Origin of the sequence: Streptomyces sp. NPDC127098, assembly GCF_042722465.1 — a bacterium.
GTDB classification, from domain to species: domain Bacteria; phylum Actinomycetota; class Actinomycetes; order Streptomycetales; family Streptomycetaceae; genus Streptomyces; species Streptomyces millisiae.
In genome coordinates this window covers 21,427-42,110 of record NZ_JBHXFJ010000048.1, presented here as the reverse complement: position 1 = coordinate 42,110, position 20,684 = coordinate 21,427, and the positions used below count along the sequence as shown (strand labels likewise).

The 20,684-nt window shown below is 72.5% G+C and carries 18 protein-coding genes; 12 read left to right on the top strand and 6 right to left on the bottom strand.

The annotated features are described in order from the left end of the window. Positions 1 to 110: 110 nt before the first annotated feature. Positions 111 to 533, bottom strand: a complete 423-nt coding sequence (locus tag ACFWI8_RS25845; RefSeq protein ID WP_387095916.1) for an ATP-binding protein — start codon at positions 531 to 533, stop codon at positions 111 to 113. A 237-nt stretch (positions 534 to 770) separates the two neighbouring features. Beyond that, positions 771 to 1,631 carry an SDR family oxidoreductase gene (locus ACFWI8_RS25840; RefSeq protein ID WP_387095913.1) on the bottom strand — a complete coding sequence of 287 codons (861 nt, stop codon included), beginning with the start codon at positions 1,629 to 1,631 and terminating at the stop codon, positions 771 to 773. Between the two features lie 92 nt (positions 1,632 to 1,723). Between ACFWI8_RS25840 and ACFWI8_RS25835 the strand changes: the two genes are divergently transcribed. The 4 genes from ACFWI8_RS25835 (at position 1,724) to ACFWI8_RS25820 (ending at position 7,757) form a co-directional block, all read left to right on the top strand. Further along, positions 1,724 to 2,122 carry a winged helix-turn-helix transcriptional regulator gene (locus tag ACFWI8_RS25835; RefSeq protein ID WP_387095910.1) on the top strand — a complete coding sequence of 133 codons (399 nt, stop codon included), beginning with the start codon at positions 1,724 to 1,726 and terminating at the stop codon, positions 2,120 to 2,122. A 119-nt stretch (positions 2,123 to 2,241) separates the two neighbouring features. Continuing rightward, the gene (locus ACFWI8_RS25830; RefSeq protein ID WP_387095907.1) at positions 2,242 to 4,677 is read left to right on the top strand and encodes a Tex family protein; all 2,436 of its coding nucleotides are present in this window, start codon (positions 2,242 to 2,244) and stop codon (positions 4,675 to 4,677) included. Positions 4,678 to 4,857: 180 nt separating this feature from the next. Further along, complete coding sequence (locus tag ACFWI8_RS25825; RefSeq protein WP_387095905.1) at positions 4,858 to 5,829, top strand: acyl-ACP desaturase; 972 nt, start codon at positions 4,858 to 4,860, stop codon at positions 5,827 to 5,829. 320 nt (positions 5,830 to 6,149) lie between these two features. Further along, positions 6,150 to 7,757: an ABC-F family ATP-binding cassette domain-containing protein gene (locus ACFWI8_RS25820; RefSeq protein WP_387095903.1), complete on the top strand. Its 1,608-nt coding sequence runs from the start codon at positions 6,150 to 6,152 to the stop codon at positions 7,755 to 7,757. Between the two features lie 61 nt (positions 7,758 to 7,818). On the opposite strand, the gene ACFWI8_RS25815 is transcribed toward ACFWI8_RS25820, so the two are convergent. After that, positions 7,819 to 9,585 (bottom strand): ABC transporter ATP-binding protein, encoded by a 1,767-nt coding sequence (locus tag ACFWI8_RS25815; protein WP_387095900.1) that lies wholly within the window; start codon positions 9,583 to 9,585, stop codon positions 7,819 to 7,821. A 483-nt stretch (positions 9,586 to 10,068) separates the two neighbouring features. On the opposite strand from ACFWI8_RS25815, the gene ACFWI8_RS25810 reads away from it, so the two are divergent. Then, a complete protein-coding gene (locus ACFWI8_RS25810; RefSeq protein WP_387095898.1) occupies positions 10,069 to 10,542 on the top strand; it encodes an ATP-binding protein in 474 nt (157 codons plus the stop codon). Between the two features lie 16 nt (positions 10,543 to 10,558). Here ACFWI8_RS25810 and idi read toward each other — a convergent pair whose 3' ends face one another. From idi to galE, 3 genes are all read right to left on the bottom strand, one after another. Continuing rightward, positions 10,559 to 11,128: an isopentenyl-diphosphate Delta-isomerase gene (gene idi / locus ACFWI8_RS25805; protein ID WP_387095895.1), complete on the bottom strand. Its 570-nt coding sequence runs from the start codon at positions 11,126 to 11,128 to the stop codon at positions 10,559 to 10,561. Positions 11,129 to 11,191: 63 nt separating this feature from the next. Next, positions 11,192 to 12,133: a cation diffusion facilitator family transporter gene (locus ACFWI8_RS25800; protein WP_387095893.1), complete on the bottom strand. Its 942-nt coding sequence runs from the start codon at positions 12,131 to 12,133 to the stop codon at positions 11,192 to 11,194. A 158-nt stretch (positions 12,134 to 12,291) separates the two neighbouring features. Next, complete coding sequence (gene galE, locus ACFWI8_RS25795) at positions 12,292 to 13,296, bottom strand: UDP-glucose 4-epimerase GalE (RefSeq protein WP_387095890.1); 1,005 nt, start codon at positions 13,294 to 13,296, stop codon at positions 12,292 to 12,294. A 192-nt stretch (positions 13,297 to 13,488) separates the two neighbouring features. On the opposite strand from galE, the gene ACFWI8_RS25790 reads away from it, so the two are divergent. The 7 genes from ACFWI8_RS25790 (at position 13,489) to ACFWI8_RS25760 (ending at position 20,623) form a co-directional block, all read left to right on the top strand. Next, the gene (locus tag ACFWI8_RS25790; RefSeq protein ID WP_387095971.1) at positions 13,489 to 15,345 is read left to right on the top strand and encodes a DUF5941 domain-containing protein; all 1,857 of its coding nucleotides are present in this window, start codon (positions 13,489 to 13,491) and stop codon (positions 15,343 to 15,345) included. Beyond that, complete coding sequence (locus tag ACFWI8_RS25785; protein WP_387095887.1) at positions 15,342 to 16,097, top strand: sugar phosphate nucleotidyltransferase; 756 nt, start codon at positions 15,342 to 15,344, stop codon at positions 16,095 to 16,097. The genes ACFWI8_RS25790 and ACFWI8_RS25785 overlap by 4 nt, the downstream gene beginning before the upstream one ends. Next, entirely contained in the window at positions 16,085 to 17,146 is a 1,062-nt protein-coding gene (locus tag ACFWI8_RS25780; RefSeq protein ID WP_387095884.1) for an iron-containing alcohol dehydrogenase family protein, read from the top strand. Before ACFWI8_RS25785 ends, ACFWI8_RS25780 begins: the two co-directional genes overlap by 13 nt. Then, positions 17,124 to 17,909 carry a CDP-alcohol phosphatidyltransferase family protein gene (locus tag ACFWI8_RS25775; protein ID WP_387095881.1) on the top strand — a complete coding sequence of 262 codons (786 nt, stop codon included), beginning with the start codon at positions 17,124 to 17,126 and terminating at the stop codon, positions 17,907 to 17,909. Before ACFWI8_RS25780 ends, ACFWI8_RS25775 begins: the two co-directional genes overlap by 23 nt. 5 nt (positions 17,910 to 17,914) lie before the next feature. Further along, a complete protein-coding gene (locus tag ACFWI8_RS25770; RefSeq protein WP_387095878.1) occupies positions 17,915 to 18,826 on the top strand; it encodes a glycosyltransferase family 2 protein in 912 nt (303 codons plus the stop codon). Between the two features lie 83 nt (positions 18,827 to 18,909). Beyond that, complete coding sequence (locus tag ACFWI8_RS25765) at positions 18,910 to 19,821, top strand: ABC transporter permease (protein WP_387095876.1); 912 nt, start codon at positions 18,910 to 18,912, stop codon at positions 19,819 to 19,821. After that, entirely contained in the window at positions 19,814 to 20,623 is an 810-nt protein-coding gene (locus tag ACFWI8_RS25760; RefSeq protein ID WP_387095873.1) for an ABC transporter ATP-binding protein, read from the top strand. Before ACFWI8_RS25765 ends, ACFWI8_RS25760 begins: the two co-directional genes overlap by 8 nt. Positions 20,624 to 20,684: the final 61 nt, after the last annotated feature.

Below are 20,684 nucleotides of genomic sequence, written 5' to 3'. Positions count from 1 at the left end.
GGTGGGGGGCGGGCGGCGGGGCGGGGGGGGGCGGGGGGGTGTTGGCGGGGGGGGGGGGGGCCGCCCCGCGGGCCCCCCCCCCCCGGCGAGGGGCCCACGGTGCGGGAGCGTCAGACGCCCGGCACGTCGGTGCCGACCCGTACCCACACCTGCTTGCCGTCCTCGGTCAGCGCGTAGCCGAGCCCGTCGGCCATCTCGCGCAGCAGCCAGAGCCCCCGGCCCTCCTCGGCGGTCCAGTCGGGCAGGGTGATCTTTGGCAGCTCCGACGAGCGGTCGCTCACCGACACCTGCACGGCGTTCCCGAGCAACGACAGCTCCAGCGTGCAGCGCGGATCGCCCACGTGCCGGGCGACGTTGGACAGCAGCTCGGTGACCCCGTGCAACACGACCTCGGTGACCCGCTGCGGCTGCCCCCACTCCCGCATCGCGAGCGAGGCGAGCCGCCGGAAGTGCGCCAGATCCTCGCGCCTGGCCGTCAGCAACCAGCTGTACGAGAGGCGTTGGATCCCGGCGTCCGGGCTGGTGAGCGTCATGGTCCCTCCGGTGCTCCACGCGTTGTCAGGAATTGGGTGCGCTGCGTAACTTCTCGCACCCTGCCCCTAACTCCCGGCAGTCCGCAAGGAATTCAGCTGCACGTGTGGAGTTCATATCACTCGGACGGGTGGTGGGGTTGACAACGGCTCGGATCGGTCGCCGCCGGGAGCGCTCCCGCGCCCGCGGATGGCCGAAATCGCGCGGGAGGCGGCGTACCGGTCCCGTCTCCTCGCTGGTCAGGCGTCCTTCAGGGCGACGGCGATCGCGTCGGCCAGCGGGGTGGTCGGCCGGCCGACGAGCCGGGCGAGGTCGCCCGAGGTGCCGGCGAGCAGGCCCCTGGCGATGCCGGAGGCGTCCACGTCCACGAGGACGGCGGCGAACGGCTCGGGCAGCCCGGCGCCGGTCAGGATCGCCAGGTGCTCCTCGGGGGTGACCGGCGTGTACCGGATCTCCCTGCCGGTCTGGCGGGACAGCTCGGCCGCGTACTCGGCGAGGCTCCAGGCGGTGTCGCCGCTCAGCTCGTACACCGCGCCCTCGTGCCCCTCCCCGGTGAGCACGGCCACCGCGGCGGCGGCGTAGTCGGCTCGGGAGGCCGAGGCGACCCGGCCGTCGCCGGCGCTGGCCACCACCGCGCCGTGGGCGAGCACCGGGGCCAGCTGTTCCGTGTAGTTCTCGTGGTACCAGCCGTTGCGCAGCAGGGTGTAGGGCAGCCCGGAGGCGATGACGAGCTCCTCGGTCGCCTTGTGGTCGTCGGCGAGCGTGAAGTCGGCGGCGGGGCCGCCGAGCACGCTCGTGTAGGCCAGCAGGCCGACGCCCGCCGCCTTGGCGGCCGCCACGACGGCGGCGTGCTGGGGGATCCGCCGTCCCACGTCGGTGCCCGAGACGAACAGCACCCGGTCGCCGGCCTCGAACGCGTTCGCCAGGCTCTCGGGGGCGCTGTAGTCCGCGACCCGCACGGTCACGCCGCGGGCCGCCAGGTCGGCGGCCTTCGCCTCGTTCCGCACCACCACGGCCACCTGCTCGGCGGGAACCTTCTCCAGCAGCGCGTCGACGACCAACCGGCCCAGCTTGCCGGTGGCGGCGGTGACCACGTACATCGATGTCTCCTCAGTGTTGTCCGTTCTGACAACCCGAGCCTAAGCTGCACGCTAACCGAGAGAAAGTACCCACTTTGAAGTAAGGTACTGGCATGACCGTAAGCTTTCCGCTCGACGTCAACGCCGCCAACTGCCCCTCGCGGGTGGTGCTCGACCACGTCACCAGCCGCTGGGGCGTCCTGGTGCTGGCCCTGCTGCTCGACACCGAGCGGCAGCGGTTCAGCCAGCTGCGCCGGGCCATCGGCGGCATCAGCGAGAAGATGCTCGCCCAGACCCTCCAGACCCTGGAGCGGGACGGCATGGTGCTGCGCGAGGCGCGCCCGGTGATTCCGCCGCACGTGGACTACTCGCTCACCCCGCTCGGCCGCGAGTTCGCCGAGCGGGTCTGGGCGCTGACCCGGCTGGTCGAGCAGCGGGTGCCCGAGGTCACCGAGGCCCAGGAGGCGTACGACCGGACGCGCCGGGAGCGGGAGCGGGCCGCGGCCGGCTGACCGCGGGCGAACGCGCCGCCGACACGGCCGCCCGGCTGACCGACCGGATGTCGGTGGCGCCTGCCACAATGCTCCGCACGGCGCGGTGTGCGCGTCGGGAAGCCGGGAAAGCGCGGGAAATGCGGAGCGAGATCGTGACACAGTCCGTCGCAGGACGGTCCATCGAGGCCAGGATCGCCGAGGAGCTCGGCGTAGGGGAGGGGCAGGTCACGTCGGCCGTGGGCCTGCTCGACGGCGGCGCGACGGTGCCGTTCATCGCCCGGTACCGCAAGGAGGCCACCGGCGCGCTCGACGACACGCAGCTGCGCTCCCTGGAGGAGCGGCTCCGCTATCTGCGCGAGCTCGAGGAGCGGCGCGAGGCCGTGCTGGAGTCGGTGCGCGCCCAGGGCAAGCTGGACGCGGCGCTCGAGGCCGCCATCCGCGGCGCCGAGACCAAGGCTCGCCTCGAGGACATCTACCTGCCGTACAAGCCCAAGCGCCGCACCAAGGCCCAGATCGCCCGCGAGGCCGGTCTCGAGCCGCTCGCCGACGGGCTGCTGGCCGATCCGAGCGTGCTGCCGGCGGCCGCGGCCGCCGCCTTCGTCGACGAGGCGCGCGGCGTGCCGGACGCGGAGGCCGCGCTCGCCGGCGCCAGGGCCATCCTCACCGAGCGGTTCGGCGAGGACGCCGACCTGCTCGGCGAGCTGCGCGAGCGAATGTGGCAGCGCGGCCGGCTGGTGTCCCGCGTGCGGTCGGGCAAGGAGACCGAGGGCGCCAAGTTCGCCGACTACTTCGACTTCGCGGAGCCGTTCGCCCAGCTGCCCTCGCACCGGGTGCTCGCCATGTTCCGCGGCGAGAAGGAGGAGGTCCTCGAGCTCACCCTGGAGCCCGAGGAGCCGGCCGGCGAGGAGGAGCAGGGCCGCGCGGCGCCGTCGTCCTTCGAGCGCGCCATCGCCCACCGCTTCGGCGTCGTCGACCGGGGCCGTCCGGCCGACGCCTGGCTCGCCGAGACCGTGCGCTGGGCCTGGCGCACCCGGATCCTGGTCCATCTCGGCATCGACCTGCGGGCCCGGCTGCGCACCGCCGCCGAGGACGACGCGGTGGGCGTCTTCGCGGCCAACCTGCGGGACCTGCTGCTGGCCGCGCCGGCCGGCACCCGGGCCACCATGGGGCTCGACCCCGGTCTGCGCACCGGCGTCAAGGTCGCCGTGGTCGACGCCACCGGCAAGGTCGCGGCCACGGACACGATCTACCCGCACGCGCCGCACCGCAGGTGGGACGAGGCACTCGCCAGGCTCGGCGCGCTCGCCCTGGAGCACGGCGTCGAACTGATCGCCATCGGGAACGGCACGGCCTCCCGGGAGACCGACAAGCTGGCCGGCGAACTCATCGCCAGGATGCCCGAGGCCGGGCTGACCAGGATGGTGGTCTCCGAGGCCGGCGCCTCGGTCTACTCGGCCTCGGCCTACGCCGCCGAGGAGCTGCCCGACCTCGACGTCTCGCTGCGCGGCGCCGTCTCGATCGCCCGCCGGCTGCAGGACCCGCTGGCCGAGCTGGTGAAGATCGACCCGCGGTCGATCGGCGTCGGCCAGTACCAGCACGACCTGTCCGAGGTGAAGCTCTCCCGCTCGCTGGACGCCGTCGTCGAGGACTGTGTGAACGGCGTCGGGGTGGACGTCAACACCGCCTCGGTGCCGCTGCTGGCCCGGGTGTCGGGCATCGGCACCACCCTCGCGGAGAACATCGTGTCCCACCGCGACCTCAACGGGCCCTTCACCAACCGCGGCGCGCTCAGGCAGGTGTCCAGGCTGGGCCCCAAGGCGTTCGAGCAGTGCGCCGGGTTCCTGCGGATCAGGGGCGGGGACGACCCGCTGGACGCCTCCGCCGTGCACCCGGAGGCCTACCCCGTGGTGCGCCGCATGGCGGCGACCACCGGCGGGGACGTGCAGACCCTCGTCGGCAACGGCACGGCGCTGCGCGCGCTGCGCCCGGCCGACTTCGTGGACGACACCTTCGGCCTGCCGACGGTCACCGACATCCTGCGGGAGCTGGAGAAGCCGGGCCGCGACCCGCGTCCGGCGTTCCGCACCGCGCGGTTCAAGGAGGGCGTCGAGAAGATCGGCGACCTGAAGGCGGGCATGGTGCTCGAGGGCGTGGTGTCCAACGTCGCCGCCTTCGGTGCCTTCGTGGACGTCGGCGTCCACCAGGACGGTCTCGTGCACGTTTCGGCCATGTCGCGGAAGTTCGTGTCGGACCCGCGCGAGGTGGTCAAGCCGGGGGACATCGTGAAGGTGAAGGTCCTCGACGTGGACGTGCCGCGCAAGCGCATCTCGCTGACCCTGCGGCTCGACGAGGAGCCGGGCGCCGGCGGCGGGCGCGGCGGCCGGGACGAGCGCGGACCGCGTGGTGAGCGCGGCGAGCGTGGTGAGCGTGGTGAGCGCGGCGGCGCCCCCAGGCAGCGGGACCGGCGCGGAGGCGGTGGTGGCCAGCGGCGGGAGGCGCCGCCGGCGAACAGCGCCATGGCCGACGCGTTGCGCAGGGCCGGCCTGGTGCGCTCGGAGCGTGGCAAGCGCTGACGAGGAGCGAACCCAGGGGAACAGCCCCCACCGGCGGCCCGGACCGACTGCGGTCCGGGCCGCCGCGTTGTGAAGTGGCCCGCGTTTTACGGCCATTCCCTTGCCAGACCGGCGGGTAACAACTTACGGTGCCGTAACCTACGGTCTCGTAGGTATTCGCGTTACCCGCCAGGAGCTTCAGTGACCTTCAGCCCCACCCCTCTGACCAGCTCGGACGAGTGGACGGACGTCCGTCTGATCCATGCCCTGGAGGAGGTGGTGGAGCGCGAGCTCAACCGCCACCTGGGAGTGGCCAAGGACTGGATGCCGCACGAGTACGTGCCCTGGAGCGAGGGCCGGAACTTCGATGGCCCGCTGGGCGGTGAGCCGTGGGCCCCCGACCAGTCGAAGGTGACCGACATCGGCCGCACGGCGCTGGTGGTCAACCTGCTCACCGAGGACAACCTGCCGAGCTACCACCACGAGATCGCCAGCATCTTCGGCCGCGAGGGCGCCTGGGGGAACTGGGTGCACCGCTGGACCGCCGAGGAGGGCCGGCACGGCATCGTGCTGCGCGACTACCTGCTGACCACCCGCGCCGTCGACCCGGTCCAGCTGGAGAACTTCCGCATGGCGCACATGTCGGAGGGGTTCGAGTCCGACAACGCGCACTCCATGCTGCACTCGGTGGCCTACGTGGCCTTCCAGGAACTGGCCACCCGAATATCGCACCGCAACACCGGCCGTGAGTCGGGCGACCCGGTCTGCGACCGGATGCTGTCCCGCATCGCCACCGACGAGAACCTGCACATGGTCTTCTACCGCAACCTGCTGAAGGCCGCCTTCGAGCTGGCCCCCGACCAGGCCATGCGCGCGGTCAGGGACGTGGTGGTCAACTTCCGGATGCCGGGCCACGGTATCCCCGGCTTCGAGCGCGCCGCCGCCAGGATGGCCATCGGCGGCATCTACAACCTGCGCATCCACCACGACGAGGTGCTCCAGCCGGTGCTGCGCTTCTTCAGGGCGCTCGACGTCAGCGGGCTCGGCCCCGAGGGCCTGAAGGCCCAGGAGGAGCTCGGTCGGTATCTCGACGGCCTGGACAGCGAGGCTCGGCTCTTCGACGAGCGCCTGGCCGCGCGCCAGGCCCGGCTCGCCGCCCGCGGCAAGGCCTGAGCCGCGAAGCGCTCTGCCGGGTAGGCGGGCCGGGCCCGTCAAATCGGTTGCGCCCGCCGCCCGGCGTCTCCTAGGGTCTCTCTCGGCCTGTCGCCGTCGTGAGGAGGGCCCGTTGGAGGGCTGAGGTCGTAGACACCGCGAGCCCGTCGCCCGCGCGTTCCCGAGTGGACGCGTGGTGCCGCGCCGCGTGATCGACCTCGGCTGTGCCGGCCGCTCCCTCGCCCGCCACGCCTTTCCTTCCGATCAGCCAGTCCCGGCCGTCCCGGGCCCGGTGTCTCCGTGTGTCGCCAACCGTTCGTGACAAACACTGGAGCTCCGAGATGGCCCCGACCACCGCCCAGATCAGCTGCGTCCGCCTCGGCTACGCCTGGCCGGACGGCACCCGGCTCTTCGACGACCTCGACTTCGCCGCGGGACCCGGCCGCACCGGCCTGGTCGGCCTCAACGGCAGCGGGAAGTCCACCCTGCTGCGACTGCTCGCCGGCCGGCTCACGCCCACCTCCGGCTCGGTCCGGGTGAACGGCGAACTCGGCTATCTGCCGCAGAACATCACGTTGGACACCGAGCAACGCGTCGACCGGGTGCTCGGCATCGAGAAGGCCAGGGCCGCCCTGCACGCCATCGAGTCGGGGGACGTGGCCGAGGAGCACTTCGCGGCCGTCGGGGACGACTGGGACGTCGAGGAGCGCACCCGCGCCACCCTGGACGGGCTCGGCCTCGCCGGCGTCGACCTCGACCGGACCGTGGGCCGGCTCTCCGGCGGCCAGACCGTGCTGCTCAGCCTCGCCGCCCTGCTGCTGCGCCGGCCCGACGTGCTGCTGCTCGACGAGCCGACCAACAACCTCGACCGGCGGGCCCGCGAGCACCTCCACGCGGCCGTGGCCGGCTGGTCGGGGGTGCTCGTGGTGGTCAGCCACGACCGTGAACTCCTGGAGCGCGTGGACCAGATCGCCGACCTGCGGGAGGGCCGGATCACCTGGTACGGCGGCACGCTCTCGGAGTACGAGACCGCGCTGGCCGCGGAACAGGAGGCCGCCGAGCGAACGGTGCGGACGGCGGAGGCCGATGTGCGGCGGCAGAAGCGGGAGTTGATCGAGGCCAACGAGAAGCTGGCGCGCCGGGCCGGGCAGGGCAGGCGGGAGGCGGAGCGCGGCGGCGCCCCCAAGATCCTGCTGGGCGCGCGCAAGCGGCGTGCCCAGGAGAGCGCGGGCCGCCACCGCGGTCTGCACGAGGAGCGTCTTGCCGGTGCCCGGGAGCGGCTCGCCGAGGCCGAGTCGGCGGTCCGCGACGACGACGAGATCCGCGTCGACCTGCCGCACACGGCCGTGCCGCCCAGGCGCCGGGTGCTCGACCTGGCGGACGTGGAGCTGCGGGGCGGCGTCCGGGCCACGCTCGAGGTGCTCGGCCCCGAGCGGATCGCGCTGACCGGCGGCAACGGCGCCGGCAAGACGACGCTGCTCGACACCGTGGCCGGCGAGTTGGCGCCGGTGTCGGGCGAGGCGCGGGTGCAGGTGCCGATGCGGTACCTGCCGCAGCGCCTCGACCTGCTCGACGGGTCGGTCAGCATCGCCGAGAACGTGCGCCGGCTGGCGCCCGGCGCCTCCCCGCAGCACATCAGGGCCCAGCTGGCCAGGTTCCTGTTCCGGAAGGACCGCCCCGACCAGTTGGTCGGCACCCTCTCCGGCGGGGAGCGCTTCCGGGCCTCGCTGGCCGCGCTGATGCTGGCGGAGCCCGCGCCGCAGCTGCTGCTGCTGGACGAGCCGACCAACAACCTGGACCTCGCCAGCGTCCGGCAGCTCACCTCGGCGCTGCACTCCTACCGTGGGGCGCTGCTCGTGGTCAGCCACGACGTGCCCTTCCTGCGCGGGCTGGGCGTCACCCGCTGGCTCGCCCTGGACGGCGAGCTGACGGAGATCGAACCGCTCTGACCGCGCCGCGGCCCGCGCCCCTCCCGGGGCGCGGCGCCGCACCGTACGTCGACGGCGCCGCTCAGGTCAGCTGGTTGGACTGGAGGCGCGCGTACGCCCCGCCGCGGCGCAGCAGTTCGGCGTGGCTGCCGACCTCCTGGATCCGCCCCTGCTCCAGCACCACGATCCGGTCGGCGCCGCGCACCGTGGAGAGCCGGTGGGCGACCACGAAGACGGTGCGGCCGCGCATCAGCCGGTCCATGGCCTCCTGGACCAGCGCCTCGGAGCGCGTGTCGAGGGCCGAGGTGGCCTCGTCGAGCACGAGGATCCGCGGGTCGCGGATCAGCGCCCTGGCGATGGCGATGCGCTGCCGCTGGCCGCCGGAGAGCCGGGCGCCGCGCTCGCCGACGACCGTGTCGAGGCCGTTGGGCAGCCGGTCCACGAACTCCAGGGCGTTGGCGTCGCGCAGCGCGTCGCGCACGGTCTCGTCGTCGATGTGGGGCATGCCGTAGCCGACGTTCTCCCGGACGGAGCCCTCGAAGAGCACCGACTCCTGGGGCACCACGGACAGGAAGCGGCGGTAGCTGCGCAGGTCGAGGGTGGCCATGTCGCTGCCGTCGAGCAGGATCCGTCCCGAGACCGGACGGATGAAGCCGATCAGCAGGTTGAGGATGGTGGACTTGCCGGCGCCCGAGGCGCCGACCAGGGCGACGGTCTGGCCGGGCGGCACCCGCAGGGTGAAGTCGGTGACGGCCGCCGGACCCTCCCCGTCGTAGCGGAAGTCGACGTTCTCGAAGTCGATCCGGCCCTTGACCGCCGTGACCTGCGCCTTGCCCGCGTTGACCTCCAGGTCGGGGGCCTGCAGCACCTCGCCGGCCGAGCGGACGGACTCCAGGCCCCTGGAGATGATGGGGGCCAGGCTCATCAGCATGGTCATGGAGCCGGTGAGGGTGGTGAAGAAGGTGCTGAGCATCACCACGTCACCGGGGCTGATCGGCAGCCAGGCGTAGTAGGAGACCAGGGCCGCGCCGGCCAGGAAGCCGATGCCGATGGCCTGGAGCAGGATCCACGCCAGGGCGCCGAAGTGGCCGTTGATCAGGTCGAGCCGTATACCCGCGGTGAGCACCTGGCGCAGGGTGCCGTCGACCCGGACGAGCGCGGTGCGCTCCAGACCGTGCGCCCGGGTGACGGGGATCAGACTGGTCATCTCGCCGACCCGGGAGGAGAGTTGCTCGACCTGACGGCGGAACCGCTCGTTGTGGGAGCGCAGCCGGCCGCGCAGCCTGCGCACCAGCAGCGTGGTGGCCGGCACCATCACCAGGAAGACGGGCAGGGCCTCCGGCACCCGCACGGCGATGACCACCAGGCCGCCGACCAGGGTGATGATGGCCCCGAGCCCGGTGTCCGCGCTCTGCTGCACCGACTGCTCGATGTTCTCGACGTCCCTGATCACCTTGGTCTGGAGGGCGCTCGCGCTGACCCGGGAGTGGTAGCCGATGGACAGCTCCTGCATCCGGCGGCAGAGCGCGGACCGCAGCCCGGTGCCGACCCGCCGGACGCTGCCGTGCATGCAGCGGACGTAGAGCAGGTGGGTCGGGTAGTTCAGCAGCAGCACGACGACCAGGACCACCGTGTTGGCGCCGAGTTGGGAGATGGGTCGGCGCTCGACGACGATGTCGATGATGTTGGCGGTGACCAGCGGTAGCAGCCAGACCGGGCTGTGCTTGACGATGAACGCGAGCACGGCGACCAGGACCCGCAGACGGGACTCCCGGAAGAGATAGGCGAGGGTCCGCACCGGATGTTCCCCCTGGTAGCGGTGCTCCAGGGGACCTTGCGGAAGAGCCATGACAGCAGCACTCCAACGTCCAGGGGAATGAGTCGGGATGACCTTGCCCCTCAGACGGCTCGAACACTCTCCGAAATGTCGATAGCGAGTGGTCTCGGCCCTATTCCGTATGGTTCGGGCTAATTCATATACATGGTGATAGTAACCATGTATGGTGCCGACCCTTTCGAAACAGTCGCTGTGTGGCTGCCCAGCGGTCCTATTTCTCAACTTGCGTATAGTCGCGACACATGCGGCGGCGCACTCCGGCGCTCGCGCCAGGGTGGTGGCCCACTACGGGTTCGCAACGGTGCGCCTCGGCCGGTCGGGTGAGGCCGGCTCGAGCGACCGCGCGGGGTGGCGCGGGCCCCCTCTGGGCGCCCTCCGAAAAAAGCTGGTCGCCGATCGGTCGCAGGCGAAACGACGCGGTCGAAACCTGCCCTATTCATGACGAGTTGAGGTCACTGGGTCATGTCGCCCTGGCACATGCCAAGACTCGGAGTCATGGACAGTAGATCAGGCGCCCCGCCGCTTTCCGGGCTCCCCGCGACCTCCGGCCACACCGGGATCTGGCGCTTCAGCGTTCCGCCGGTCGAGCACGCGGTGCCGCACGTCAGGCACGCCGTGCGCGATCTGCTCCGCCGCCAACAGGCGCCGCTCACCGCCGACCGGCTCTACGGGGTGCTGCTGATCCTCTCGGAGCTGGTCACCAACTCCGTCCGGCACGCGGCCCTGCTCACCCCCGAGATCGGCGTCGAGGTCGGCTTCGACGCGCACTGGGTACGGCTCTCGGTCGAGGACGGGCACCCCTACCGGCCGCGCGCCCTGGACGCGGCGCCGGACCAGCACCACACCAGCGGGCGCGGCCTGCTGCTGGTCAAGGCGACCGCGCTCGAGGCCGGCGGGGACTGCGGGGTCGAGGCGACCGCGACCGGCGGCAAGGTGGTCTGGGCCGCGCTGCCGGTGGACCGCGCCTGAGCGCGGCCCGGCCGCCTCACCAGCCGGCGGCGGCTCCCGTCAGCTCTCTGATCGCGGGCCTGGCCGCGTCGAGCACGGTCCCGAACCAGACCGAGAACGCCCGGCCGTCGATCAGCCGGCCGAGCTCGCCGGGGGTGACGAAGGCCGTCTCGCCGACCTCCGCCGGGTCGGGCCGCAGCGGCTCGGTCACCAGACCGGCGAACAGGTGGTTGTACTCCCGCTCCACCAGGCCGGAGTCCGGGTCCGGATGGTGGTAGCGGACGGTGCCGGCCTCGCGCAGCAGCGCGGGCGCCGCGCCCAGCTCCTCGGAGGTGCGCCGGGTCGCGGCCAGGAACGGCGGCTCGCCCGGGTAGGGGTGCCCGCAGCAGGTGTTGGACCAGACGCCGGGGGAGTGGTACTTGCCGGCCGCGCGGCGCTGGAGCAGCAGCCGCCCGGCCGGGTCGAAGAGGAAGACCGAGAAGGCCCGGTGGAGCAGCCCCGGTGCCCGGTGGGCGGCCAGCTTCTCCGAGGTGCCGATCGTCGCGCCGTCCTCGTCGACGAGCTCCAGCAGGATCTGACCGGGCTCGACGGCTGTGCTGTGGGGCATGTAGCGGGTCTCCCGGTCTTTCCTGATCACGAGGTTCGGCTCCGACCAGTGTGCCGCACCGGCTCAGTGGCAGAGACCGGCCTCGTGCTCCGCGTGCCCCCGCGGCTCCAACTGGAATGTGCAGTGCGCCACATCGAAGTGCTCGCCGAGACACCCCTGGAGGTCGTGCAGCATCCGCTCGTGCCCGACCGCGTCCAGGGTGTCCTGGTCGACCACCACGTGGGCGGAGAGCACCGGCATGCCCGAGGTGATCGTCCAGACGTGCAGGTCGTGCACGTCCTCCACGCCGGGGAGCTCCAGGATGTGCGACCTGACCTCGGCGATCCGCACGTCCTTCGGGGCCGCCTCCAGCAGCACGTCCAGTGCCTCGCGCGCCAGCTTCACGGTCCGCGGCACGATCAGCACGGCGATCACCAGCGAGGCGATCGTGTCCGCCCGCTGCCAGCCCGTGGTGATGATCACAACGGCGGCGACCACCACGGCCACCGAGCCCAGCGCGTCGGCCAGCACCTCGAGGAACGCGCCACGCACGTTCAGGCTCTCCCGCTGCCCGCCCATCAGCAGCAACAGCGAGACGCAGTTGAGCAGCAGGCCGAGCGCGCCGAACAGCACGGTGAGACCGCCTGGCACCTCGGCCGGCTCGCGTAGCCGCTCGACGGCCTCGAAGACGATGTAGCCGCCGACGCCGAGCAGCAGCACGCAGTTGAGCAGCGCGGCCAGGATCTCCATCCGCGCGAAGCCGAAGGTGCGGCGCTCGCTCGTCGCCCGGTTGGCCACGTGGATCGCGAACAGCGCCAGGGCGACGCCGACCGCGTCGGTCGCCACGTGCCCCGCGTCGGCGAGCAGCGCCAGCGAGCCGGTCACGCCCGCGCCCACCACCTGGGCGACCAGCAGCACGCAGGAGAGCGCGAGGGCCCAGCGGAGCCGCCCCACATAGGCCGCTCCCGCGGTGCCGCCCGACCCCCCGTGGTGCTGGTGTCCGCCGTGGTTGTGTCCGGCTCCCATGGCCGTCGCCCTCCTGAAGTCGATCCGGCGTCGCGACCTCAGTGAACTACGGGTGGGGGGTATATGGCAACGCGGCACTGAACACCGTTGTCATTGCGCTGACCTGCGGATTTCCCGTTCTCGGGGCCGGTCGACCCGGCCGTGGGCAAAGCCCGAGGTCAGGCCGGACCGGGGTGCCGCGCCGACCAGCCGGACCAGGCCGAGGCGACCATCTCGGCGAGGTCGCGGCGCGCCTCGAAGCCGAGCCGGTCGCGCGCCAGCGCGGCCGAGGCCACCACGCGCGCCGGGTCGCCGGGGCGCCGGTCCACGACCTCGGGCGCCGGCTCCCGCACGCCGGTGACCTCGGCCACCAGATCGGCCATCTCCCGCACCGAGGCGCCCCGCCCGGTGCCGATGTTCACCGTCAGGTCGCCGGCGGTCGCCGGGTCCTCGGCGCGCTCCAGGTGGCGGACCGCCGCCAGGTGCGCCTCCGCGAGGTCCGAGACGTGCACGTAGTCCCGGACGCAGGTGCCGTCCGCCGTCGGGTAGTCGTCCCCGAAGATCATCGGGGGCTCGCCCCGCGAGAGGCGCTCGAAGAACATCGGGATGACGTTGGCCGCCCCGGCGTCGGCCAGCTCGGGCCTGGCCGCGCCGGCGACGTTGAAGTAGCGCAGGCAGACCGTGCCGATGCCGTGCGCCAGGCCGGTGGACCTGACCAGCCACTCGCCGGCCAGCTTCGTCTCGCCGTACGGGTTCATCGGTCGGCACGGGGTCTGCTCGGTCACCAGGCCGCCCGTCAGGTCGCCGGCCTCCGGCATCCCGTAGACGGCCGCCGAGGACGAGAAGACGAACCGGCGCACCCCCGCCGCCACGACCGCCTCCAGCAGCACCGTGAGCCCGTGCACGTTGGTCCGGTAGTAGCCGAGCGGGTCGGCCACGGACTCCCCGACCTGCTTTCGTGCCGCCAGGTGCACCACGCCCGTCACCCCGTGCTCGCCCAGCGCCCGGTCGAGCAGCGCCCGGTCGAGCACCGAGCCGACCACCACCGGCACCTCGGGGGGCAGCCGCTCGACAAGACCCGTGGAGAGGTCGTCGAGCACCACGACCCGCTCCCCGGCGGCCCGCAGGACCTCGACGACATGTGCCCCTATGTACCCGGCGCCACCGGTGATCAGCCAGCTCATGGCCGCAGCCTAACGGTGGGCGCGCACCGTGTCCGAACGATCGCGTAGGGTCGCATCCGCACCCGCGGCGGGGAGCGACATGAACTCCGGGTTTCCTGAGGCCAACGCCATTCTTGCCGCTGGGTTCTCATCAGATAATCTCTGCCGACGTGCGGGTCGCAGAGCGCGACCCCGCCTCAAGGAGTGAGTCAGCTGTCGACCGCGATCCTCACCGGTCCGCCCCCTCCCGGGTCAACGCTCGAACACGACCTGACGGCGCTGGGATTCGCCGTGCGGGTGGCGGAGCGGCCCGCCGACCTCGCCCGGGCCCTGGCCGCGGTACCCGCCGGGCAGCGCGTCGCCGTGGTCGACCCCCGCTTCGTCGGGCACCGGCACAGCCTCCGCCTCGGCCTCACCGACCCCCGCTTCGGCGCGGCGGCCATCCCCGGCGCGATCACCGTGCTCCCCGGTGAGCGCGGCGCGCTGACCGCCGCCGCCACCCAGGACGACGCCGCCCGCCCGGCCGCCGAGCAGGCCGAGGGCGGCGGCTCGGTCGCCGCCCCGCCGGCCACCGACTGCCTGCCCGACCGGCTCGCCCAGCGCGTCGAGGCCGAGGGCACCCCCGTGCACCGCCCCGAGCTCGGCACCCTCGTCGCGGCCGTCCCCGCCACCGGCACCGAGCGCGACGCGGCCGCGGCCGCGGTCGCCGGCGTCGACGAGGAGGCCGTCCGGCTGCGCACCGCCGTCAAGTCGCGGGACGGCTTCTTCACCACCCACTTCGTCAGCCCCTACTCCCGCTACCTGGCCCGCTGGTGCGCCCGCCGCGGCCTCACCCCCAACCAGGTCACCACCGCCTCGCTGCTCACCGCCCTGGTCGCCGCCGGCTTCGCCGCCACCGGCACCAGGGGCGGCTTCGTCGCCGCCGGCCTGCTGCTGCTGTTCTCCTTCGTGCTCGACTGCACCGACGGCCAGCTCGCCCGCTACTCGCTCCAGTACTCGACCCTCGGCGCCTGGCTCGACGCCACCTTCGACCGGGCCAAGGAGTACGCCTACTACGCGGGCCTCGCCCTCGGCGCCGCCCGCGGCGGTGACGACGTGTGGGCCCTGGCACTCGGCGCCATGGTGCTCCAGTCCTGCCGCCACATCGTCGACTTCGCCTTCAACGAGGCCCATACCACCGTCCAGGGCAGCTCCTCGGGCGCGGCCTCCGCCGCCCTCACCGGCCGGCTCGACCGCATCGGCTGGACCGTCTGGGCCCGCCGCATGATCGTGCTGCCCATCGGCGAGCGCTGGGCCCTCATCGCGCTGCTCACCGCGCTCACCACCCCCCGCGTCACCTTCGTCGTGCTGCTCGTCGCCAGCGGCTTCGCGGCCTGCTACACCACCGCGGGCCGGCTGCTGCGCTCCCGCCGGCTGCCCGCCGTCGGCGAGGACGCGGCCCGCGCGCTCGTCGGCCTCGCCGACAACGGCCCGCTCGCCGAGGCCGTCGCCGCACCCCGCACCCCCGCCCGGCGACCGGCGCTCGCCGCCCCCCTCTGGGCCCTGGCCGGCACGGGCGCGCTGCTCGGCGCCCTGCTGCTGCCCGGCGTCGCCGGCGGCTGGTACGCGGTCGGCGCCGCCGCCCTCTACGTGCTCTGCGCCGGCCGCGCGCTGGCCGCCGAGCCCCGCCGCCCCTTCGACTGGCTGCTGCCGCCGCTCTTCCGGGCCGGCGAGTACCTCACCGTGCTGATCCTCGCGGCCGACGCCGCCGACCACGGGGTGAACGGAGCGTTGCCGGCTGCTTTCTGCCTGGTGGCCGCCAGCGCCTACCATCACTACGACACGGTGTACCGCCTCCGCGGCGGCGCCGGGGCGCCCCCGCGCTGGCTGGTGCAGGCCACCGGCGGACACGAGGGGCGCGTCCTGGTGGTCGCCGCCTTCGCCGCCCTCTGGGCGACCGGAGCGGGCTTCACCACCGCGCTGTCCGTCCTCGCCGGCGGTCTCGCGCTTCTGGTTCTTGGCGAGAGCATCCGCTTCTGGATCTCCTCCCAGGCACCCGCCGTACACGACGAAACAGGAGAACCCGCATGATCGGCCTCGTGCTGGCCGCCGGCGCCGGACGCCGCCTTCGCCCCTACACGGACACCCTGCCCAAGGCGTTGGTGCCGGTGGTCGAGCCCACCGACGGGGGCGAACCGAGAACCGTCCTCGACCTGACGCTGGCCAACTTCGCCGAGGTCGGCATCGACGAGGTGGCGATCGTCGTCGGCTACCGCAAGGAGGCCGTCTACCAGCGCAAGGCCGCGTTGGAGAGCCGCTACGGCGTCAAGCTCACCCTCGTCGAGAACGACAAGGCCGAGGAGTGGAACAACGCCTACTCCCTCTGGTGCGCGCGGGACGTCATCAAGCAGGGCGTGATCCTCGCCAACGGCGACACCGTGCACCCGCCGTCCGTCGAGCGGACCCTGCTCGCGGCCCGTGGCCAGGGGCAGAAGATCATCCTCGCGCTCGACACGGTCAAGAAGCTCGCCGACGAGGAGATGAAGGTCGTCGCCGACCCGGCCACCGGCGTGCGCCGCATCACCAAGCTGATGGAGCCGGCGGACGCCACCGGCGAGTACATCGGCGTCACCCTCATCGAGCCCGAGGCCGCCGAAGAGCTGGCCGACGCGCTGCGCACCACCTACGAGCGCGACCCGCAGCTCTACTACGAGGACGGCTACCAGGAGCTCGTCAACCGTGGCTTCCAGGTCGACACCGCCCCCATCGGCGAGGTCAGCTGGGTCGAGATCGACAACCACGACGACCTCGCCAAGGGCAGGGAGATCGCGTGCCGGTACTGACCCGCCTCATCCCCTCCCCGGTCTCGGTCGACATCGCCGCCGGGGCCCTGGACAACCTGGCGGGGCTCCTGGCCGACCAGCGGATCTCCTCGTCCGGCCGGCTGGCCGTGGCCATCAGCAACGGCTCCGGCGCCACCCTGCGCCAGCGCCTCGCCCCCGCCCTGCCGGGCGCCGACTGGTACGAGGTGGCCGGCGGCACCATCGACGCCGCCGTCCAGCTCGCCGACGCCATGCGGTCCGGCCACTACGACGCCATCGTCGGACTCGGCGGCGGCAAGATCATCGACGTCGCCAAGTACGCCGCGGCCCGCGTCGGGCTGCCGATGGTCGCCGTGGCCACCAACCTGTCGCACGACGGCATCTGCTCCCCGGTCTCCATCCTGGACAACGACGCCGGGCGTGGCTCCTACGGCGTGCCCACCCCGATCGCGCTCGTCGTCGATCTCGACGTGATCCGCCAGGCGCCGGCGCGTTTCGTCAGCTCGGGTATCGGCGATGTCGTCTCCAACCTCTCGGCCATCGCCGACTGGGAGCTCTCGCACCGCGAGACCGGCGAGCAGATCGACGGCCTGGCCGCCGCCATGGCGAGGCAGGCCGGCGAGGCCGTGCTCCGCCACCCGGGCGACTGCGCGGACGACGCCTTCCTCACGGTGCTCGCCGAGGCGCTCGTGCTCTCCGGCATCGCCATGACCGTCGCCGGACACACCAGGCCGTCCTCCGGCGCCTGCCACGAGATCTCGCACGCGCTGGACATCCTCCACCCCAGGCGAGCGGCGTTGCACGGCGAGCAGGTCGGCCTCGGCGCCGCCTTCGCGATGCACCTGCGCGGGGAGCGCGACCACTGCCGGCTGATCGTCGAGGTGCTGCGGCGCCACCACCTGCCGGTCCTGCCGGGCGACATCGGCTTCAGCACCGAGGAGTTCGTGGCGGCCGTGGCGTTCGCGCCCCAGACCAGGCCGGGCCGTTACACCATCCTCGAGCACCTCGACCTGACCACCGACGAGATCAGGGACGCGTACGCGGACTATGTCAAAGCCATCAGTAGCTGAACTCCGGCCGGTCGTGCACCCGGCCGGGGTCAAGGACCGGCGCAGCGGAGAGCACTGGGCCGGCCGCCTCTACATGCGGGAGATCTCGCTGCGCTGGACCAGGCACCTGGTCAACTCGCGGATCACCCCCAACCAGCTCACCTACCTGATGGTGGTGGCCGGCGTCGCCGCCGGGGCCGTGCTGCTGGTCCCCGGGCTCGCCGGCGCGCTGCTCGCGGCCCTGCTGATCCAGCTCTACCTGCTGCTCGACTGCGTCGACGGCGAGGTCGCCAGGTGGCGCGCCCAGACCTCGGTCACCGGCGTCTACCTCGACCGGATCGGCCACTACCTCGCCGAGGCCGCGCTGCTGGTCGGCTTCGGCGTGCGGGCCGCCGACGTGTTCGCCCAGGAGGAGGCCGCGCCCAACTGGCTCTGGGCCTTCCTCGGCACGGTGGCCGCGCTCGGCGCCATCCTGATCAAGGCCGAGACCGACCTGGTCGACGTCGCCAGGACCCGCAGCGGCCTCGCCGCCGTCAAGGACGAGGCCGCCGTGCCCCGCTCCTCCGGCGTGGCACTCGCCCGCCGTGCCGCCGCCGCCCTCAAGTTCCACCGGCTGGTCGGCGGCGTGGAGGCCTCGCTGCTGATCCTGCTCGTCGGGATCCTCGACCTGGTCCGCGGCGACCTGTTCTTCACCCGGTTCGGCGTGGCCCTGCTGGCCGCGATAGCGGTGCTCCAGACCCTGCTGCACCTGGTGTCCATCCTCGCCTCCAGCAGACTGCGGTGACGGAGATGTCCGGGGGGACGGACGGGAGCGGGGAGGCGGGCCCGCCGAGGCTCGGCGCGGTCGTCCTCACCATGGGCGACCGCCCCAAGGAACTGCGCGCGCTGCTCGACTCGGTCGCCGACCAGCACGGCGACCCGATCGAGATCGTCGTCGTCGGCAACGGCGCCGCGCTCCCCGACCTGCCCGAGACCGTCCGCGGCATAGAGCTGCCGGAGAACCTGGGCATCCCCGGCGGGCGCAACGTCGGCATCGAGGCCTTCGGCCCCGGCGGCCGCGACGTCGACGTGCTGCTCTTCCTCGACGACGACGGCCACCTCCCGGACCCCCGCACGGCCGAGCTCGTCCGGGACGCCTTCGCCGCCGACCCGCGCCTCGGCATCGTCAGCTTCCGCATCGCCGACCCGGTCACCGGCGTCACCCAGCGCCGGCACGTGCCCCGGCTGCGCGCCTCCGACCCGCTGCGCTCCTCCCGGGTGACCACCTTCCTCGGCGGCGCCAACGCGGTGCGCACCCGGGTCTTCCAGGAGGTCGGCGGCCTGCCGGCGGACTTCTTCTACGCCCACGAGGAGACCGACCTGGCCTGGCGGGCGCTGGACGCGGGCTGGCGGATCGAGTACCGCGCCGACCTGGTGCTGCACCACCCCACCACCGCCCCCTCCCGGCACGCGGTCTACCACCGCATGGTGGCCAGGAACCGGGTCTGGCTGGCCAGGCGCAACCTGCCGCTGCCGCTGATCCCCCTCTACCTGCTGGTCTGGCTGCTGCTCACCGTGGCCAGAACCCGCTCGCCCGCGGCGCTCGGCGCCTGGTTCCGGGGCTTCGCGGAGGGCTGGCGGACGCCGTGTGGTCGCCGGAGGCCCATGCGTTGGCGTACGGTGTGGCGCCTGACACGTCTCGGCCGACCTCCCGTCATCTGACAAGCTCGGATCTGAGACCATCCAGGAGCCGCTGCTCCGCGGCGCCATCCGCCTGCTGCCCTGCGAGGACGAGAGTTTTCAAGGTGAGTGAGACCACGCGCACCAGCGCACCCCCACATGATGTGACACTGGCCGAGCTCGCGGCCCGTCATGGTCTGTCCGTCAGTGGTGCCCGGCCCTCGTTGCCCCGGTACGTACGGCAGTTGTGGGGACGCCGACACTTCATCGTCGCCTTCTCCCAGGCGAAGCTGATGGCCCAGTACAGCCAGGCGAAACTCGGCCAACTCTGGCAGGTGTTCACGCCACTCCTGAACGCCTTCGTTTACTTCCTGATCTTCGGCCTCGTGATGGGCGGCCGGGAACCCATGGAGAACGACGAGTACATCCCGTTCCTGGTCACCGGGATCTTCGTCTTCACCTTCACCCAGGCCTCGGTGATCTCCGGGGTCAAGTCGATCTCCGGCAACCTGGGCCTGGTGCGGGCCCTGCACTTCCCCCGAGCCTCGCTGCCGATCTCGTTCTCCCTCCAGCAGCTCCAGCAGCTGCTCTACTCGATGATCGTGCTGGCCGTCGTGATGATCGGCTTCCAGCACTTCCCCCGGTTCTCCTGGGTGATGATCGTCCCCGTGCTGGCGCTCCAGCTGGTCTTCAACACCGGGCTCGCCATGATCTTCGCCAGGATGGGGAGCAACACCCCGGACCTGGTCCAGCTGATGCCGTTCATCCTGCGCACCTGGATGTACGGCTCCGGCGTGATCTTCCCGCTGCGCTACAAGCTCGAGGGCACCGACGCGCCGAGCTGGCTGATCGACGTCCTGGAGGCCAACCCGGCCCTCGTCTTCATCGACCTCATGCGCTACTCCCTGATGGACGGGGCCTACGCCGACGGCGTCCCGCAGGTGACCTGGGTCTACGCTGTCGCCTGGGCGGCCGTCATAGGAATCGGCGGCTTCGTGTACTTCTGGAAGGCGGAGGAGCAGTACGGCCGTGGCTGAATCAAACATCCCCGCGTCCAAGGTCCCGGTCCGCGTGGCGGACGACGGCCGGGTGCCGACCGTCATCGCGGACGACCTGCACATCGTCTACCGGGTCTACGGCCACGGCGCCCGGGGCAACGCCACCGCCGCCCTGCGCCGGATCGTCCGCCGCGAGCCGCGGGCCAGGGTGCGCGAGGTGCACGCCGTGCGCGGCGTCAGCTTCGTCGCCTACCGCGGCGAGGCGATCGGCCTCATCGGCACCAACGGCTCGGGCAAGTCGACCCTGCTGCGCGCCATCGCGGGCCTGCTGCCGGCCGAGCGCGGCCGGGTCTACACGGACGGCCAGCCGTCGCTCCTCGGCGTCAACGCGGCCCTGATGAACGACCTCACCGGCGAGCGGAACGTGATACTCGGCGGCCTGGCCATGGGCATGTCGCGTGAGCAGATCAGGGCCCGGTACGAGGGCATCGTGGACTTCTCGGGCATCAACGACAAGGGTGACTTCATAAGCCTGCCCATGCGGACCTACTCCTCCGGCATGCAGGCCAGGCTGCGGTTCTCCATCGCCGCCGCGAAGGACCACGACGTGCTCATGATCGACGAGGCCCTGGCCACCGGCGACAAGAAGTTCCAGCGCCGCTCCGAGGAGCGGGTGCGCGAGCTGCGCGCCGAGGCCGGCACCGTCTTCCTGGTCAGCCACAACAACAAGTCCATCCGCAACACCTGCGACCGGGTGCTGTGGCTGGAGAAGGGCGAGCTGATCATGGACGGCCCGACCGACCAGGTGCTCAAGGCGTACGAGGAGGAGACCGGCAAGTAGCCGGCGACCACCCGGCTCGGGCACGCCTGTGGCGGGCCCGGGCCGGCCTGCTTCGCCAAGC

What these genes read in the sequence shown, in the direction of transcription:
- ACFWI8_RS25785 (WP_387095887.1), top strand. Translation starts at nt 15,342, where the DNA reads ATGATCGGCCTCGTGCTGGCCGCCGGCGCCGGACGCCGCCTTCGCCCC.
- idi (WP_387095895.1), bottom strand. Translation starts at nt 11,128, where the DNA reads ATGCCCCACAGCACAGCCGTCGAGCCCGGTCAGATCCTGCTGGAGCTC.
- ACFWI8_RS25810 (WP_387095898.1), top strand. Translation starts at nt 10,069, where the DNA reads ATGGACAGTAGATCAGGCGCCCCGCCGCTTTCCGGGCTCCCCGCGACC.
- galE (WP_387095890.1), bottom strand. Translation starts at nt 13,296, where the DNA reads ATGAGCTGGCTGATCACCGGTGGCGCCGGGTACATAGGGGCACATGTC.
- ACFWI8_RS25770 (WP_387095878.1), top strand. Translation starts at nt 17,915, where the DNA reads ATGTCCGGGGGGACGGACGGGAGCGGGGAGGCGGGCCCGCCGAGGCTC.
- ACFWI8_RS25820 (WP_387095903.1), top strand. Translation starts at nt 6,150, where the DNA reads ATGGCCCCGACCACCGCCCAGATCAGCTGCGTCCGCCTCGGCTACGCC.
- ACFWI8_RS25835 (WP_387095910.1), top strand. Translation starts at nt 1,724, where the DNA reads ATGACCGTAAGCTTTCCGCTCGACGTCAACGCCGCCAACTGCCCCTCG.
- ACFWI8_RS25775 (WP_387095881.1), top strand. Translation starts at nt 17,124, where the DNA reads ATGTCAAAGCCATCAGTAGCTGAACTCCGGCCGGTCGTGCACCCGGCC.
- ACFWI8_RS25840 (WP_387095913.1), bottom strand. Translation starts at nt 1,631, where the DNA reads ATGTACGTGGTCACCGCCGCCACCGGCAAGCTGGGCCGGTTGGTCGTC.
- ACFWI8_RS25815 (WP_387095900.1), bottom strand. Translation starts at nt 9,585, where the DNA reads ATGGCTCTTCCGCAAGGTCCCCTGGAGCACCGCTACCAGGGGGAACAT.
- ACFWI8_RS25800 (WP_387095893.1), bottom strand. Translation starts at nt 12,133, where the DNA reads ATGGGAGCCGGACACAACCACGGCGGACACCAGCACCACGGGGGGTCG.
- ACFWI8_RS25845 (WP_387095916.1), bottom strand. Translation starts at nt 533, where the DNA reads ATGACGCTCACCAGCCCGGACGCCGGGATCCAACGCCTCTCGTACAGC.
- ACFWI8_RS25830 (WP_387095907.1), top strand. Translation starts at nt 2,242, where the DNA reads ATGCGGAGCGAGATCGTGACACAGTCCGTCGCAGGACGGTCCATCGAG.